The organism is Kocuria sp. PD6, from assembly GCF_031844145.1.
Classification (GTDB): Bacteria; Actinomycetota; Actinomycetes; order Actinomycetales; family Micrococcaceae; genus Kocuria; species Kocuria marina.
Genome location: NZ_JAUZUS010000008.1, coordinates 150,266 through 166,591 on the forward strand (window position 1 = coordinate 150,266; position 16,326 = coordinate 166,591).

A 16,326-nucleotide genomic window follows, 5' to 3' on the forward strand; every position below is an offset into this window, starting at 1 on the left:
AGGCGGGGCGCTCAGAGTTCGATGCCGAGCAACGCCTCGACCGTGGCGCGCGCCAGCGCGGCGTCCTCGGCCGACGCCCCCGCACCACGCGCGGCGGCACCACCCAGGTTGCGTGCGGCCCACGCGTCCACCGCGATCAGTGCCGCGGGAGCGTTGAGGTCCTGACCGAGGGCCGCGCGCACGGCCTCGAGCAGGGAGTCCGCCCCGGCCGTTTCGGGTTTGACGGCGGCCTCACGCCACGTGGCGAGGCGACGCTTCGCCTGCTCGAGCAGGTCGTCCGTCCAGAACCAGTCCGTACGGTAGTGGTTGGCGAGGATCGCCAGACGGATCGCGGCGGGATCCACTCCCTCCCGGCGCAAGGTCGAGACGAGCACCAGGTTGCCCTTGGACTTGGACATCTTCTCGCCGTCCAGCCCCACCATCGCGGTGTGGACGAAGTGCTCGGCCATGGGCTCACCGGACAGCGCGTACGAGTGGCCTGCGCCCATATCGTGGTGCGGGAACGCGAGGTCCGAGCCCCCGCCCTGCACGGTGAACGGCGCGGGCAGGTACTGCAGCGCGATGACGCTGCACTCGATGTGCCATCCGGGGCGGCCCTCACCCAGTGACGCACCGTCCCAGAACGGTTCGCCCTCGCGCTTGACGCGCCACAACAGCGGGTCCAGCGGATCACGCTTGCCCGTGCGTTCGGGGTCGCCGCCGTGATCCGCGAAGAGGGGCAGCATGCGCTCCCGGTCCAGGCGACACGTGGAGCCGATCACCCATGCGTCGGGGTCGTCGGCGCGCAACCGCCCGGCGGCGTCGACGTCGAAGTAGACGTCCCCCGCGGGCTCCGAGCGACCGTCCTGACGGGTGCCCTCCGGGACGCGGTACGCGAGCCCGCGTTCCACGAGGCGTTCGACGGCGGGCACGATCCACTCGACGGCCTCGGTGGCCCCCACGTAGTGATCGGGGGCCAGCACGTTCAGGGCCGCCATGTCGGTGCGGAACAACTCCGTCTGTTCCACGGCGAGCTCGCGCCAGTCCACGCCGGTGTCGTTCGCCCGCTCGAGCAGGGGGTCGTCCACGTCGGTGACGTTCTGAACGTAGTCCACGGGGAAGCCGGCGTCCCGCCACACCCGGTTGAGCAGGTCGAAGTTCACGTACGTCGCGGCGTGGCCCATGTGCGTGGCGTCGTACGGGGTGATCCCGCACACGTACAGTCCCGCCCGGCCCTCACGCGGTTCCAGCCGTTCGAGCTCCCCCGTGCTTGTGTCGTGCACGAGGGGTGCGGGCGAGGTCCCGGGCAGTTGCGGAACCGGACGGCTGGACCAACGCTTCATGTTCACCTTCGCTTGGACGATTCTTGGACTCCCTCGAACGCAACGGGCGCACCGGGGCCGCTATTCCCTGGTGACCGCGAACGCGCACGTCACGGGTCGAGGGCGGTGCTGATCAGGCGCTGATGAGCCCCGTTCCGAGCATCACGAACAGCGCGGCACCCAGCAGGATGCGGTACCACACGAACAGGTTGTAACTGCGTTCCGAGATGTAGTGCATGAACCACCCGATGATCAGGTAACCCACGCCGAACGCGATCAAGGTTGCCACCGCGGTCTGGCCCAGGGAGTAGACCCCGCCGGGTTCAGCGCCGCTGACCGCCTTGTACAGCTGGTACAGGCCGGAGGCGAACACCGCGGGAATGGCCAGCAGGAACGCGTAGCGTGCCGCGGCCGCGCGGGTGTAGCCCATGAGCAGACCCGCGGTGATCGTGCCACCCGAGCGGGAGACACCGGGCACCAGTGCCAGCGCCTGGGCGAAACCGAAGCCCACGGCGTGCTTGACGGTCAGGTCCTCTAGGTGACGCTCCTGCTTGCCCATGTAGTCCGCGATCGCCAGGAACAGACCGAAGACGATCAGCATGGTCGCGGTGATCCACAGCGAGCGGAACTGGGTCTCGATGTAGTCCTGCAGCAACAGACCGAGCACGGCAATGGGCAGTGAACCCAGGATGATGAACCACCCCATGCGGGCGTCCGGGTCCTTGCGGTCCACGCGGCCGCTCAACGACAGCGCCCACTTCGTGATGATGCGCACGATGTCCCGCCAGAAGAAGATGATCACGGCGGTCTCGGTGCCCAGCTGGGTGATCGCGGTGAAGGTGGCCCCGGGGTCCGCCCCGTTGGGCAGGAACTCGCCCACGATCCGCAAATGGGCGGAGGAGGACACCGGCAGGAATTCGGTCAGCCCCTGTACGAGGCCCAGGATTATCGCTTCGATCCAGTTCACGCGACAACTGTACGGCACCCCCTCTGAGGTGCTTCCCGGCCCGTCCTGGGAAGCCGCTGGACACGCACGAAGGCCCCCGCCCGCGGCGGAGGCCTTCGCAGCTCACGTGATCCGATCCCCCGGGTCAGCGCCCGGAACGGCGTCCGTTCGAGGAATCACGGCCCTCGTTCTCGTCGTCGTCATCGTCGTAGTCGTCCTCGTCGATGAGATCCTCGTCCATCATCTCGTTGTCCTCGAGAAGATCGTCGTCGTCATCGTCATCCTCGTCGTCGTAGTCGAGGTCGTCGTCGGAGTCGTCCTCCTCGGCGAAGACGGTGAGCGGGGTGACCTCGTCGTAGGCGTCGTAGAGGGCTTCCTCGTAGGCTTCGAAGGTGTTGGCGATGGCCAGGTAGGCTCCGTCCACCGTGGGATCGTCGTCCGAACGGCGGTTCGCCGCGGCGGCGAGGTGTTCTTCGAGGGCGTTGACGAGCGCTTGCAGCGCGGCGCGGGGATCGGTGCTCATGGTGTAGACGTTAGCCGTTATCGGAGCAGAATGGGAGCAATGAAAGAACAACGTCTGAAGCACAGTTCGGTATCCGGTCACCCCACCATGACCGGGCGCGACGACCGGTACGAGTACCTCTCGCTCACGGTGGCGCCGCGGGAGAAACCCGCCGAGGCACGCAGCCGGGTGCGGGAACACACCGAGTACGGCAAGTGGGAACTCATGCGCTCGGCGGTGCTCTACGGGGGCCAACGCCGCTATGTACTGCGCCGGCGGATCATGCGGGTGGACCGCACGTTCTGAGCCTGGGATCCGCTCAGGACGAGACGGGTCCCAGCAGGGATTTCGCCGTGGCCGCGTGAACGGATTCCTCGTCCGAGGGATGGTACATCCCCGCCAGCACGTCCCGGTAGAGCCGCTCGAGCTCGGAACCGCGCCGGTACTGCGCTCCCCCGGACGCCCGCAGCGCCAGGTCCACCACGGCGCGCGCGGCTTCCGTGGCCCGGTGCTTGACCCCGGAGAACAGGATGAACCACCGCGGCCCGTGCGCCGGCTCCCGGTCCGAGCCCAGGGCGTCCACGTCCGCGCACAACTGCCGCAGTTGCAGTTCCACCCCGTCCCGTAGCACACCGGCCCCGGCCACGTGCCGACGGATGTCCGGGTCGTCCGAGTACGGGGCGTCCTTGGCCAGGGATCGCCTCGTGGTCGTGATCTCCACGGCCACGTCGATCGCGCGGTCGGCGATCCCCGTGTACACCGCCGCGAGCAACAGTTCGAAGCACCCGAAGATCCCCCACACCACGGGGTCCGGGTTGGGCGCGGCAGGGGTCCTGGTGAGCACGTCCTCGGTGCGCAGCAGCGCACCGTCCAGCACCGTGGTGCACGACTGCGAGGCACGCATCCCGAGCGCGTCCCAGTCCTCGCGCACCGTGACCCCCTCCGCCGGGGACCCGTGGTCCTCCCGAGTGAGGAACCCGAAGACGAGGGGTGCGGCGTCGTCGTCCCCGGAGACCCGGGCGTGGACGAGCAGGCGCGTCCAGCGCGGGGACAGGGACGTGAAGATCTTGGTGCCGTGCAGGCGCCAGCCCTCGGCCACGGGCTCGGCGCTCGTGGTCGCGTCGAAGAGGACGGAATCGTTGCCCGCCTCGGAGATCCCGAACGCGAAGACCTCCCCGGCCACGGCGTCGAGGAAGATCCGCTGCGCGCGATCGTCCCCGCGCAGGTGGAGGGTGTGGCCGATCCCCACGATCACGTGGTGCATGTTGATCCCCAGCGCGGTGGCCGGTGCGGCCGTGGCGAGGCGGCGCTGCGCCTGCGCGGCCTGCTCGAGCGTGAAGCCCAGCCCGCCGAACTCGCGCGGGACGAGCATCCGCAGGTAGCCGATCTCGCGCAGCGCATCGAAGTCCTCGGCGAAGAACGCATTGTCGCGGTCGGTCGCGGCGGCGCGGTCCCTGATCTCGGCGAGCAGCTCGTCGGATAGCAGTTCGGTCACGGCGGTCATGGGGGCTCCTTCGGTGGCCGGGCCGGTGGAATGGGGCGGAACGCAGGACGGGTCGGCGTCGCGCGGGTCCGGTCGCGTGGGGCATGCACGAGGTCGCTAGGACTTGGCAGTACGACGCGGGGCCGACGTCGTTCGGGCCGGCGAGCGCGGGGGGCTCAGTACGTGCGCAGCAAGCGGTCCAGCACACGCGAACCGAACTCGAGCGAGGTCACGGGCACGCGCTCGTCCACGCCGTGGAACATGCCCGTGAAGTCCAGTTCCGGGGGCAGCTGCAGCGGGACGAATCCGTAGCCGGTGATCCCGAGCGTGGCCAGGGACTTGTTATCGGTGCCCGCGCCGAGCATGTAGGGCAGCACCACGGCGTCGGGGTCCTCGGCCTGCAGCGCGTCCACCATGGCGTCCACCACGTTGCCCGAGAACGGGACCTCCAGCCCGATGTCCTCGAACTCGGCCTCGAAGCGCACCTTGTCACCCGCGAGCTCCTGGAGCTTCTCCATCACCAGATCACGCTGATCCGGCAGGAACCGCACGTCCACGGTGCCCTGCGCGGTCCCGGGGATCACGTTCGTCTTGTACCCGCCGTCGAGCATCGTGGGGTTCGAGGTGTTCTGCAGGGTCGCCCCCACGAACCGGGCCACATCCCCCAGTTCGCGCAACAGCCGCTGCGGGTTCTCCGGATCGAACTCCACGCCGGTCAGCTCGGTGACCTCGTCCAGGAACGCGCGGGTGGTCTTGGTCAGTTCCACGGGCCACGTGTACTGCCCGATGTTCGCCATGGCGCGGGACAGATGCGTCACGGCGTTGTCCTCGTGCAGCCCGGAGCCGTGCCCGGCCTGGCCCTGTGCGATGAGCTTCAACCACAGCAGGCCCTTCTCCGCGGTCTGCAGCAGGTAGGCCCGCTTGCCGCCGATGTTCGCGGAGAACCCGCCCACCTCGCTCAGTGCGTCCGTGACACCGTCGAAGACCTCGGGATGTTCGCTCACCATCCACTTGGAGCCGTAGCGCATCCCGGCTTCCTCGTCCGCGAAAAACCCGAAGACGATGTCCCGCTCGGGCACGGTTCCCGTGCGGCGCATGTGGCGCAGCACCGAGAGCATCATGGCGTCCATGTCCTTCATGTCCACCGCGCCGCGGCCCCAGATCATCCCGTCCCGCACCTCCCCTGCGAACGGGTCCAAGGACCAGTCCTGCGCCGCGGCGGGGACCACGTCCAGGTGGCCGTGCACGAGCAGCGCGTCCGCGCTCGGGTCCTTGCCCTCGATACGGGTGAACACGTTCGCGCGGCCCGGGGCGGACTCGAAGTACTGGGCCTCGAGGCCCACCTCGTGGATCAGCTCGGCCACGTACTCAGCCGCCGCACGCTCGCCCTTGGCCTCGCCACTCGCGTAGTTGCTCGTGTCGAAGCGGATCAACTCGCGGCAGATCCGGGCGGTCTCGCCCTCCGGTGTGGAATCGGTCTGGGGGTTCTCGGTCATGGTGCTCGCTCTCCTCACTAACGCCGGACGGTGGCCTCCGGGCTGCGGTCCCCGCGTGGGACGACGACGCCGCTCGCGCCCACCGCGGTGCCGTGGGCCGGGGCTCGGACGGGCCTGCCCCTCCACCGTAGTACGCCCGTGGAAACCGGGGTCTTCTCGGTTACCCTGAGGGGCAAGAACTACCGTGTGCACCGATGACCCATGGGAGGCCATGATGACTGGAACCATCACGCTGATCGCGCGGACGGAGCTGACCCCCCGGGAGCTCACGGCCACGAGCCGTTCCGTGACGGACGAGGACACCGCCGCGCTCGCCCGGTTACTCCGGGAGGCCTACGGGTCCGGGACCGTGGGCACGCAGGAGGACGCGGAGACCACGGTCCGAGACGCCTTCCGGGGTGAGTTCGGCCCGTTCCTGCAGGAACAGTCGCAGGTGATCGAGGACGAGGACGGCAACCCCGTGGCCGCGGCCATCGTGCTCGAGCGCCGCGATGACCCGCACCTGCCGGACGTGCCGTACCTGTTCGAACTTTTCACGGCGTCCTCGCACCGCCGCCGCGGCTTGGCGGAGCAGCTCGTGCGCCAGGTCATGACGTCCCTGCACGAGAACGGCTATCACGAGGTGTGCGTGCGGATCCCGGAGGACAACTCGGCGGCGCTCGCGCTCTACCTCACGCTCGACTTCAACCGCTGGATCCCGGAGCAGGACGAACTCTGACGGTGCTGCGGCTGTTCGGGACGCAGCTGCCCGGAACCGAGCCGTCCAAGACCGACCCGCCCAGAACCGAACCGTTCTGAACCGGATGCAAGAGACCCGGATCGCCTGAGGCGACCCGGGTCTCCTGCTGCGGATGGATGCACTGCATGTCGTGGAACGAATCGGCGTCCGCCGAGCGCACCGGCGCCCCTCCGTGACGCGCCCGCGCCGTCGTTCGACAGCGAGGGGCGAACCCGTCAGCGTGGCAGCAACCCGTCAGCGCAGCGTGAGCTCGTCGCTGCGCGGCGGGACCTGGGATGCGTCCGTGCGCGTGGCCCAACGCACCGTGATGTCCAGGACCCGCAGGTTCTCGGGATCGTTCGTGTCGGTCGCACCCGGGTGCTGTGCCGCGAGCGTCTGACCGGCCGGAGCGGCGTCGGCTCCTTCGAGGACCCTGGCCTCTCCCTCGAGCTGCACCTCGTGCGTGCCGTCGCGCATCACGACCATGGACACGCGCGGGTCGGACGTGATGTTGGAGAACTTCCGGGACTTGGTGTTGGTCCCGAAGACGATGTGTCCGTCGTCCGTGGCAGCCACGTGGACGTACGCGGATTCGGGATATCCCGTGCCGCTGTTGCTCGCGAGCACGCCGGCTCCGGCGGAGCGGACGAAGTCGATCAGCCAGCGCGTGTCATCGGTCAGGGTGTTGCCCAGTTCAACCATGTCTACCCCCGGTTATCGTCGATGTGGGTGCGTCGGTGCACCGTCTCCACCATAGGCAGAGGGCCGAGGTCTTGCGGTGCGGCGGGCCGCACCGAGGACATTCACCGGGGTTGTGACACGCCTCCGGCTGCGGCTACAGCAGGGTCTGCAGGGCTTCCACGAGGTACTCCCCCTGGGACTTCACCGACCCCACGTCCGTGCTCACGGCATGCATGCGCCACTGCGCGGCGACCTCCAACGCGCCGGCCACCGCGCGGTCCACGAGTTCCGGGGCGTGGTCCTTGTCCGGGGTGATCCATTCGCGCGCGAACGCTTCGGTCATGCCCATGGGCAAACGGTTGTGCAGGGCTCCCAGCGCGGCGAGGTGCGAGTTCTCGTCGTGCGCGTCCGGGGCCTCGCGCGTGAGGATCGAACACGAGAGCAACCACCGGCCCGCGTCGTCCTGCGCGTTCTTGCCCGGCCGGGTCTGCTCGGCACGCGCGAGGTCCGCGGCGTTGTCGGGAACGTGCCACCACTCGTAGATCCCGGCGAACCAGATCGGAGAACCGTCCTCGGGGTGCACGAAGTACGGTTGCTTCTTCCCGCGCCCGGACTCCGGGGCCTTCCACTCGTAATAGCCGTCCGCGGGGATCGCGCAGCGCCGGGCTTTGACCGCGGCCCGGAAGGACGGTTTCTCGGTCACAGTCTCCGAGCGGGCGTTGAACATCTTGGACCCGATCGACAGCTCCTTGGCCCACGAGGGCACGAGGCCCCAGCGCGCGGCGTGGATCTCCGGGAGCAGCTGACCGTCCGGTGAGAGCCGCTCGAGCAGGATCGGGACCGTGTGCGTGGGAGCCACGTTCCAGTTGGGTTCCACGCCCCCGGCAATCGAGTCGTCGACCTGCGCGTCGAAGGGCAGTGCGAGCTGGCCCGGGGTCCGGGCGATCACATAACGACCGCACATGGTGTTCTCCTCCCGTGACGGGTTGTCGGCCCTACCGCGATCCGCTCACGGGGCCGTACCCCATGTAGGACGAGTACCGGTCGTACACGCTCATGAGCGCGGCCTCGACCTCGGCGACCGTGGTGCCCGGTCGGACGTCCGCGACGCACCCGGCGGTGGCCGGTTCCCACGACACACCCAGGCACGAATACACGTCCTCCAGGACGCTGCGCAACGGCTCGGCTACCTCGATCACGAGCACCGTGGAGAAGTACCACGCCCCGGCCACGACACGCTGCGCGGTACCGGCGAGTTTGACCGGTTGGTTCGGATCCGCCGCTGTCCCCGGTGCGTGCACGCTGTACTCCCCCGCGCAGTACTCCCCCGGGATCTCTCCCACCTGGGCCGGGATCTCGAGTTCCTCGAGCGCTGCGACCACCATGTCCCCGAACAGGCGGTACCGGTCCTGGATACCCGTCTTAGGATCCGGATCCGGTTCCACGTGATCGATGACCAAGCAACCCCCGTGGTACGCGGCCGCACGGCCACCCACGCGGCGCACGAGCGGGGTGAACGCGGCGTCGAGCGCGGCCTGACGGGCCCGGGGGAACCCGGGGTTGAGTTCCTCGCGGCGACCGAAGGCCACCGTGGGCCGCGGTTGGTACACGCGCAGCACGGGTTCGGTGGCGCCACCGCGCGCGGCGTCGAGGATGGACAGAGCGCGGCGGTAGTCCTGTTCGGCGCCCAGGGACTCGCGCTGACGTATGAGTTTCATGCTGGCGCCAACTCTAGTGCAGCGGGGCCCGCTCGGACCCCGGACGCGGCGGCACGGGCGGGTCCGTTCCCCACAACTCCTCGCTCACCCGGCCGGACGTGGCACGCGTTAAGTCGACGACGTGTGGAGCATCACGCCGCGGAGGTGGTCAACCGCGCGGCCGGACGGGGCGGGGTGATGAGCGCAGTGGCCATGCGGCTCTCCTCGGCCGCGGTGACCGGACCGTGAGCGGCGGCAGCTACCATCGCGGTCTTGAGCACGTGGTGGTTCGCGAGCAGATCCGTGGAGTTGCCCAAGGAACGCAGCACCCGCCACGACATGGCCACACCGCCGCGTGAGACGTAGCGATTGACGTAGCGCACGGCGGCGTTCCACCGTTTGCGCTGGTCACGGGTGAGTTCCGCGCCCTCTTCCTGTTCCTGCAGCCACGCACGAGCACCCACGAACACGCGGGACACCAGTTCACGTTCGAACGGTTCCACCGTGCCGGCACCGCGCATGAGCTGGTTGAGCGTGCCCAGCTCGGCGACCGAGAGCACTGATTTGACGGACGATTTTGCGCGCATCACGTTCAAGCCCCCTACGAAGATCTCCCGTGGCGAGTGCATGACTGTGCAGTTCTTCACGGTTGTCGATCGTGCCCCCACCAACCCGGCGTTCCCCCCGGAACGCCTGAGGGTTGGCGGGAAACCTCTCCCCTTGCGGCTCCAGCCTAGGAACAGCGGCCACGTGATGACAGCCGCACATTGGGGGACGCACCCGCGCGCCACCCGCTCTTCATTCCATGGCCTTGTTTCCCGCACACTCCTACCCAACCCGCCCCCGGGCCCGCATACACCGTGCGGATCCGGGCCTCGGAACGCTCTCCGGGAGGGCGGGCGCTCAGTGACTCAGAAGTCCCAGTCCTCGTCAGGTCCCCCGGAATCTTGCGATTTTCAGTGGCTAGGTCGGACTCGTGCCCTCTACGTGCCACTCCCCCGCGTCGAACGCAGTCGGACGACAGCAGCGAAGCCGCACGCTTCGGAATCCAAGTGGAACCGAGAACATCAGCCTACGTGGCAACCGGTCATGGCGAAAGCGCTTGATTCCACGACCGTCTGGCCCCCAAGGTACCAAGCTATGGGCACTGACCGCCGCTGGGCAGGGGTCTCTTTTCTCTTGGTGTCGCCAGAAAGCCACGTTTTGCACGGTGTTGGTCAGCTCAGTGGTCCACTTACAGCACGTCTACGATAGGAGCGAGAAGAGCCCGCTCATTGGCTTCGATCCGTTGCTGGGCCTCGTGCTTAGTCACGTCCCATAGATCCGCGATCGGGCCGAGGGCCGTTGTGATATCCCATGGGTTCAGTCCCTGACGCCGAACCTGCGCGAACGGCCCGTCGGTCTCAAGCAAAATCTTGTCGTCGGGCATACCTACAACCAGGTCCCTGCCTTTCGCGCCAGCCAGCATCGCCGGGCCCACGCTAAACCAGCACCCGCGCCCGATCGCACGTTCCAACTGTGAATGTGAGCCTGAGAACCAGTGGAGCACCGGAGTCTTGATCTGCTCGTAGCAGTCGAGCTGATCAAGTACATCTTTGGCTGCTCTGCGACTGTGGATCGAGATGATCTTTTCGTTGTCAGCGCTACATGCTTGAAGCACGTGATCGAAGATCTCCAACTGGTCTTCCCAGAAGGTGCGGCACTCAGGTGACCCGTCTAGGCCCACTTCGCCAACGAAGGGCGTGCTCGCCAGGTACTTGTCGAAGAGCGCTAGTTCATGCTTCCGCTGTCCCGCGAGTTGAGGGTGCAAGCCAATCGCAGTGCGGATCGCAGATAGTCCTTCGGCGAGCCTCGCGGTGCCGTTCCACGCGGAGGGCGTCGTGGTTACCGAAAGCAGACCGACACCGCGGCGCTGACTCTCATCGGCTACGGCATGTGGCGATTGGTAAAGATCAAGGTGGCAGTGGAAGTCGATCACACCAGGCCGTATCTCTCGTGGATTGTCCGCAGTTCCCCAAAGCCACGCTGGAGCATGTCTCGAAGTTCGAGTCGGTTGTGAATGAGTGGGGAACTGAGAGTCGGTCCGAGCCAACGGTCAAAGCCGTCCTGCTCGATCGTGAGCAGCGCGATGGCTACGGAGCGCACGTCATCGAAGGCCGCATGGTCCTCGTCTTGGATAGCAAGGTTGTCGTACACGTACTCAGTTGGGTCCGGGCGCCCCCATGCCTCGAACGATGCGCGTCGAATCTGGCATGGGACGCATCGCCCGCAATGTTTGTAGTTGAAGCGCTGGAATCGACCACAGCTTGTCGACAACGGCGCCTCGATCGAAAGCAGGTCTTGGTCGAGACATTCACGAAGCATCTCGCCTTTGGTCTTTTCCGCGTACGGGTTCTTGATCTGGATGTTGAGTCCTACGGCCTCGAAGATGCTTTGCATCCGCCCCAGGAACTCGGGATGCGCAGTTCGAGTACTGAGGCTTCCCACACGCGCGGCCGTCAGCGGCGGATTGATCGCAATGAAGCCGTTCTCGCACACGTAGAGCGGTACCGGGTGGCCGTAGGCATAGCGACGTGTGGCGGTCGCGGCCAATACTGCGAATGCCAAGAAGATCAGCGAGCGGGAGCGTTGTGAGGTCTCCTTCTGCCCGCGGGGTGTGCTTGCGTTGTGGTTGAGCTGTAGGTGATCGATACCCCCGCCAATCCGCTGAGCGAACCGGTCTTGCTTTGCCGCATCTCCACGCACCGTTTGACTGACGGCGAGGAGTGTCGTTCCCGACGCAGTGAGGTCGATCGCTCCGATCAACGAGTCGAGGCCGCCAGACAGAAGAGCAACGGCCTCACTCGTCGGGTATCGAGGCTTCTTAGGCGGGGCCGGGATCGTTCCGCCGTCTCGAAACGAGATGGTCCAAAGGTCGGTGGTAAGAAACCTCAACGCTGTGCCTATCGCGTCAGCGTAGGGAGTCCATCGATCCGGGTCGCTCAACGCGATCTCAAGGTCGATCTGTCGGGTCCATCCGTCTGGACTCGCGCTTCGCAACGTCGTCCCGTCTGCGACAACGACTGAGAGGGCAATGGCGAGCAGATCCCAGGCAGCAGCATCCGGCATCAGCTTCTGTCGGCGAATCCTCTCGGCAGCAGACCATCCCGCCGTAAGTACGTCGCCAGCTCCGCCGCGTCCGAACAGCAGAATGGGCGTCTGGTCGCCGCCTCGATCGGCTCCCTCCAGCTTCGGAACGCTGAGGTACTTCATGATGTGTACTCCTCGAAAACTGCCAGCGTCTCGCGGAGCGCAGCACGGGTAAGTTGAGCGATGCTCCGGGTTGTCGGAGGCGCGTCTTCGTCGCGGATTCTGCGGAAAGATGCCGAGACCTGTTCCGATATGAACTCGCGGATGTATCGCAGCCGGCGCATCCCTGTGACCGCATCGGGAGCTTTGTCCAGCACAGTCTTCTGCAAGTCAAGGCAGAACCGCGCATACACGTCAAAAGCCGCATAGCGTTCGATCACGTAGTTTCTCTGTGCTTCGGTCAGCGCGAAGAGGTCCGCATCGGGGAACCTGACAAGAAGATCGGATAGCGCGTTACGGATGGAGACGCGTGAGGCTTCCTTGTCCTGCGTTCCATCCGCGGGACTTGCGGCGTCAACGATCGCGTCGAGTACGGCGTTCGCGTCACTTCCATTAGCCAGAGCTGCGTCACGGAGCGATGTCCCGTCCGGTGTTCGACCGGACTGGAACATCGTGCCCAGCCGACCGGCGGTAACGGCCGTTGCGCCGAGTCGGCGCGTCATGGTCGTGGTGCCGCCGTAGCCGCTTCTCACATAGTGGCTGAGCGCCCGGCGCAGGTCTCTGCTGTCTCCGTTGCGGGCATAGCTTGTGAGACTTCGGCGAGTATCTCTGAACCGTGCAGGGGGTGCTTCCTGCGGCCGTGGCCGGTCGGGATCGTCGGGGGCGTTGTCGGTGCTGGAGTCAGCGGGATCGTCTGAGGGCACATCGTCGGCCCACGGCGGGACGAGGGCGACCCCGGCGCCAGGTCCAGTGCTACTTTGCGACGTTCCCACTCTTCGACCTCCCCTCAATGACCGTCTTTACAGGACCCTCGACATCCGTGGCGCCAGCCCAGTGTTTGAACACGTCGGCGGCCCAAGGCTCTGACTCGATCTTCGGCACGATGCTTGCCTGAATCTGTTTGCCAGGCCGCTCGATGAGAAATCCCGCAAGGCTTCGGCCCTGGTTTGGGTCGGCGGTAGCTAGAGCAATGCAGGCATCCAAGATTGGCGGAGCGCCCCACTCTTGGACCTGACGAGCACGTGCAAGCACTCGATCCATCATGATCGACAGCTCGGTTCGAGGCAACGCGGCGAGTCGAGTAACGAGAGCGTTCGATTCCTGGGGGTCCTCGAGAAGCGCTCGAAGCAGATCGGCCGCCGCTGACGAGAGACGATCCGATGCTGTGACCAAGGGAGCATGCTCGCGTCCGACGTAGAGCGCGCCACGAAGGTCGACCTGGCCGAGCGCCGGAGGGAGGGCCAGCCACTCGCGAACGAACGCTTCGTCCCATGCCTCGTCGGGCTCGAACTCCTCCTCCTTCGTGGCCGCGTCTTCCCACGGAGTCAGGATCTGAGGCTTTCCATCTGGGTCGGCATTCACCGCGGCCGTCAATGCTGCGTATGCCGCGGGCGAAGCCAAGCGCTCGAACAGGAGTAGTTTCGCCAGAACCGCTTCGTCCACGCCTACGCCTTGAGCGGTCGAGATTGTCATACGGATCGAAAGTGCATTGAGGAATCGCTTGATTAACCGCGGATTTCCTGCGATCCGCTCAGAGGTAGTCATCAGCGGGGCAAGCCGCTCCGCTGTTTCAAGCCGAGCAAGCAGCGCAGGCTTCAAGTCAACCCCGCAGCTACTAACGAATGACCGATCGACGCGCTTGCCCTTCCAAGACTCTCGGAGCTGACCCGCAATCGACGTCCGAAGCTGATCCTTCTGCGTCTGGTCAAGATCGCTGTTCTCGATGAACAGCATCATTAGATAGGCGCGAACTTCTTGTGTTCCCAGCGCTGGCACGCGAATAGGTATCTGTACGAGCTTGTCGAAGTAGTTGGTGATTAGTTCGTCGTCGTCGAGCCCTCCGAAGTGCTTCTTGACGGCGTACTTGATCATGTTGTCGTCAGCAGCGATGACGAAGGCTGTGTGATCAAGGAACAAGAAGAGACGAATGGCTTCCAGCGTCGATATCGTTGTGTCTGGCATGCATCGATCCAGATCGTCGATGAGCACTACGAGCGTGATGTCGAGCGCTTCGATCGCATCTTCGAACGAATCGCGAAGGGCTTGAATCTCCTTCGGCGGTGAGACTGCTTCCTTCGGCTTTACCAAAGCTGCCGCAGCGCCTGCTGTGGCTGATGCCTGCTCGCCAAGAGACTCCAGCCCTTCATTAGTCAGATTGCCAGACGTTGCCTCCTTGATCGTGCCAGCGATTTCGCCCGCAAGTCCCACGGGTGGAAGCCCCAACGCCATCGACGCTGCAGGCAGCGCAACCAGCTTGGCGAGGCGGAACCATCGCACACGTGAGAGGAAGTCCTTGGCCTTGTCGATACCTGTTTTGCGGGCTTCTGCCTCGGCTTCGAGCTTGTTAGCAATCACTTCAAGGAGTGCTGCACGTGCGTCGTCATATCCCTGGTACAGCCACGCGTTGAATTCTACGAAGACGAATTTATTCGGTCCTTGCCTTGGTTGATGCTTTGCGAGTGATGTCTTGGTCAGCTTGATCATCGAAGACTTGCCGACACCCCAGGCGCCGGACACCCCGATCGATGCAGGCCGACCGTCGGCGCTGACGATGACTTCGGCGATGGTATCTGCGACGCCTTCGAAGTTGAGGAAGTCGCGATCGGTCTCGTTGTCGGTCCACATACTCGGCTACTTCCTCGTGTTGGCTGCTCCGATCGGTCACCTGAGCCTGACTGTTCTGTCATTCTCCCATGGGCAACGCCTGGGAAGCCGGGTTGCGCGTAGTCCTCGGCAGCGTGTCCAGACGTGGGCAGACATTTTGGAGAGCCTGCGGCGTAGGGTCAAGTCCCCGGTGGTGGTGTAGCGCTCGGTCCTTCGGTTTGAGGGGTTAGGCGCTGAGTTCGAGGTTGTTGTCGGTCACCTCCTCGGGGTCGTTGTCGGCGACGAGGGTGAGTCTGCTTTTGGCGAGGATGTCGAGGCCGAGGTAGCGGCGTCCTTCGGCCCATTCGTCGGTCTGCTCGGCGAGGACGGCGCCGACGAGGCGGATGATCGCGTCGCGGTTCGGGAAGATGCCGACGGAGTCGGTGCGACGGCGGATCTCGCGGTTGAGGCGCTCGTTGGGGTTGTTGGACCAGATCTGCTGCCAGAGCCCTTCGGGGAACCCGGTGAACGCGAGGATGTCCGCTCGTGCGGTATCGAGGTGCTCGTGCGCGTCGGGGAGTTTCCCGTCGACGTAGTCCAGGAGCCGGTCGAATTGGGCGTGGACGGCGTCGGCGTCGGGCTGGTCGTAGACGGAGTGAAGCATGGGGCTGATGCAGGGATAGGTGACAATTGATCTGGCTAGCCGATGGTTGGCCTGGAAGGATTGTCATCATGCCCAAGCCCTACCCCAGAGAGTTCCGTGACGATGTCATCCGGCTCGCGCAGAACCGGGATGAGAACACCACGATCGGTCAGATCGCCGCTGATTTCGGCATCCACGAAGGCACCCTGCATAAGTGGCTGCGCCAAGCTGACCTCGATGCCGGCAAGTCCGCTGATCGCAAGCCTGGCGCCACCACTGATGAGCGCGAAGAACTCCGCCGGCTGCGTCGGCGTAACCGGGCACTGGAACAGGAGCTGGAGGTGATGCGCCGGGCCGCTGCCTACTTCGGCCAGGCCCAGATCCCGTCAAAATGAAGTACCCGCTCGTCAGCGATCTCGCCGAAGACGGTGTTCCCGTCTCGGTGACGTGCCGGGTGCTGAAGATCGCCCGCCAGCCCTACTACCGGTGGCTGGCCAACCCCGTGACGGACCAGGAATGGGAAGAGGCTCACCGGCTCAACGCCCTGATCGATGCCCACCGCGATGACCCAGAGTTCGGATACCGCTATCTGGCCGACACTGCTGAGGAGGACGCCGGGGTGAAGATGGCCCACCGCACCGCCTGGCGGCTCTGCCACTTCCAAGGAGTGTTCTCGGTGATCAGCAAGCGCAAGAAGGGCAAAAGCACCCGCCCCGGGCCACCGGTCCACGATGACCTGGTGCGCCGGCAGTTCAGCACGGTGAAGACCCTCAACCAGGTCTGGCTGACCGACATCACCGAGCACCACACCGGTGAGGGCCAGCTCTACTTGTGTGCGATCAAGGACGCCTGTTCACGCCGGATCATCGGCTACAGCATCGACAACAGGATGAAGGCCTCACTGGCCGTCAGGGCCCTGAATAATGCGATCGCCAACCGCCGACGGACCGGGGCTGATGTGGCCGGGTGCATTGTTCACAGCGACCGC

17 protein-coding genes and 1 pseudogene are annotated in these 16,326 nt (G+C 65.7%); 4 read left to right on the forward strand and 14 right to left on the reverse strand.

Going from position 1 to position 16,326, the window contains the following annotated elements:
• Window positions 1-11: 11 nt before the first annotated feature.
• From mshC to Q9R22_RS09425, 3 genes are all read right to left on the reverse strand, one after another.
• Window positions 12-1,322, reverse strand: coding sequence for a cysteine--1-D-myo-inosityl 2-amino-2-deoxy-alpha-D-glucopyranoside ligase (gene mshC / locus Q9R22_RS09415; protein WP_131333005.1), 1,311 nt, complete (start codon window positions 1,320-1,322; stop codon window positions 12-14).
• Between the two features lie 112 nt (window positions 1,323-1,434).
• Window positions 1,435-2,268 carry an undecaprenyl-diphosphate phosphatase gene (locus Q9R22_RS09420; protein WP_131333006.1) on the reverse strand — a complete coding sequence of 278 codons (834 nt, stop codon included), beginning with the start codon at window positions 2,266-2,268 and terminating at the stop codon, window positions 1,435-1,437.
• 124 nt (window positions 2,269-2,392) lie between these two features.
• The gene (locus tag Q9R22_RS09425) at window positions 2,393-2,770 is read right to left on the reverse strand and encodes a primosomal protein (protein ID WP_131333007.1); all 378 of its coding nucleotides are present in this window, start codon (window positions 2,768-2,770) and stop codon (window positions 2,393-2,395) included.
• Window positions 2,771-2,857: 87 nt separating this feature from the next.
• On the opposite strand from Q9R22_RS09425, the gene Q9R22_RS09430 reads away from it, so the two are divergent.
• Complete coding sequence (locus Q9R22_RS09430; protein ID WP_094067061.1) at window positions 2,858-3,055, forward strand: DUF5703 family protein; 198 nt, start codon at window positions 2,858-2,860, stop codon at window positions 3,053-3,055.
• A gap of 13 nt (window positions 3,056-3,068) precedes the next feature.
• Here the strand turns inward: Q9R22_RS09430 and Q9R22_RS09435 are convergent, their stop codons facing one another.
• A complete protein-coding gene (locus tag Q9R22_RS09435) occupies window positions 3,069-4,253 on the reverse strand; it encodes an acyl-CoA dehydrogenase family protein (RefSeq protein ID WP_131333008.1) in 1,185 nt (394 codons plus the stop codon).
• A 155-nt stretch (window positions 4,254-4,408) separates the two neighbouring features.
• Window positions 4,409-5,728, reverse strand: a complete 1,320-nt coding sequence (locus Q9R22_RS09440) for a M20/M25/M40 family metallo-hydrolase (protein ID WP_131333009.1) — start codon at window positions 5,726-5,728, stop codon at window positions 4,409-4,411.
• Between the two features lie 211 nt (window positions 5,729-5,939).
• Between Q9R22_RS09440 and Q9R22_RS09445 the strand changes: the two genes are divergently transcribed.
• On the forward strand, window positions 5,940-6,446 hold the full coding sequence (locus tag Q9R22_RS09445; protein WP_231885618.1) for a GNAT family N-acetyltransferase: 507 nt from the start codon (window positions 5,940-5,942) through the stop codon (window positions 6,444-6,446).
• 255 nt (window positions 6,447-6,701) lie between these two features.
• On the opposite strand, the gene Q9R22_RS09450 is transcribed toward Q9R22_RS09445, so the two are convergent.
• The 9 genes and pseudogenes from Q9R22_RS09450 to Q9R22_RS09490 form a co-directional block, all read right to left on the reverse strand.
• Window positions 6,702-7,148 (reverse strand): pyridoxamine 5'-phosphate oxidase family protein, encoded by a 447-nt coding sequence (locus Q9R22_RS09450; RefSeq protein ID WP_098055514.1) that lies wholly within the window; start codon window positions 7,146-7,148, stop codon window positions 6,702-6,704.
• 133 nt (window positions 7,149-7,281) lie between these two features.
• Window positions 7,282-8,091, reverse strand: coding sequence for an SOS response-associated peptidase (locus Q9R22_RS09455; RefSeq protein WP_131333010.1), 810 nt, complete (start codon window positions 8,089-8,091; stop codon window positions 7,282-7,284).
• 31 nt (window positions 8,092-8,122) lie between these two features.
• Window positions 8,123-8,845 (reverse strand): lipoyl protein ligase domain-containing protein, encoded by a 723-nt coding sequence (locus Q9R22_RS09460; protein ID WP_131333011.1) that lies wholly within the window; start codon window positions 8,843-8,845, stop codon window positions 8,123-8,125.
• A 131-nt stretch (window positions 8,846-8,976) separates the two neighbouring features.
• On the reverse strand, window positions 8,977-9,411 hold the full coding sequence (locus tag Q9R22_RS09465) for a hypothetical protein (RefSeq protein WP_207387829.1): 435 nt from the start codon (window positions 9,409-9,411) through the stop codon (window positions 8,977-8,979).
• 647 nt (window positions 9,412-10,058) lie between these two features.
• Window positions 10,059-10,802: a Qat anti-phage system TatD family nuclease QatD gene (gene qatD / locus Q9R22_RS09470; RefSeq protein WP_131333012.1), complete on the reverse strand. Its 744-nt coding sequence runs from the start codon at window positions 10,800-10,802 to the stop codon at window positions 10,059-10,061.
• Complete coding sequence (gene qatC / locus Q9R22_RS09475; protein ID WP_131333013.1) at window positions 10,799-12,076, reverse strand: Qat anti-phage system QueC-like protein QatC; 1,278 nt, start codon at window positions 12,074-12,076, stop codon at window positions 10,799-10,801. The genes qatD and qatC overlap by 4 nt, the downstream gene beginning before the upstream one ends.
• Window positions 12,073-12,816, reverse strand: coding sequence for a Qat anti-phage system associated protein QatB (gene qatB / locus Q9R22_RS09480; RefSeq protein WP_207387830.1), 744 nt, complete (start codon window positions 12,814-12,816; stop codon window positions 12,073-12,075). Before qatB ends, qatC begins: the two co-directional genes overlap by 4 nt.
• 49 nt (window positions 12,817-12,865) lie before the next feature.
• Window positions 12,866-14,737, reverse strand: a complete 1,872-nt coding sequence (locus Q9R22_RS09485; RefSeq protein ID WP_131333015.1) for a P-loop NTPase fold protein — start codon at window positions 14,735-14,737, stop codon at window positions 12,866-12,868.
• Between the two features lie 205 nt (window positions 14,738-14,942).
• Window positions 14,943-15,377: pseudogene (locus Q9R22_RS09490) on the reverse strand (transposase); the annotation flags it as partial.
• A gap of 50 nt (window positions 15,378-15,427) precedes the next feature.
• Between Q9R22_RS09490 and Q9R22_RS09495 the strand changes: the two are divergent.
• Both Q9R22_RS09495 and Q9R22_RS09500 read left to right on the forward strand, forming a co-directional pair.
• Window positions 15,428-15,733 carry a transposase gene (locus Q9R22_RS09495; protein WP_311254178.1) on the forward strand — a complete coding sequence of 102 codons (306 nt, stop codon included), beginning with the start codon at window positions 15,428-15,430 and terminating at the stop codon, window positions 15,731-15,733.
• On the forward strand, window positions 15,730-16,326 hold a 597-nt coding region (locus Q9R22_RS09500), incomplete at its 3' end, for a DDE-type integrase/transposase/recombinase (protein ID WP_311254179.1). The genes Q9R22_RS09495 and Q9R22_RS09500, both read left to right, overlap by 4 nt.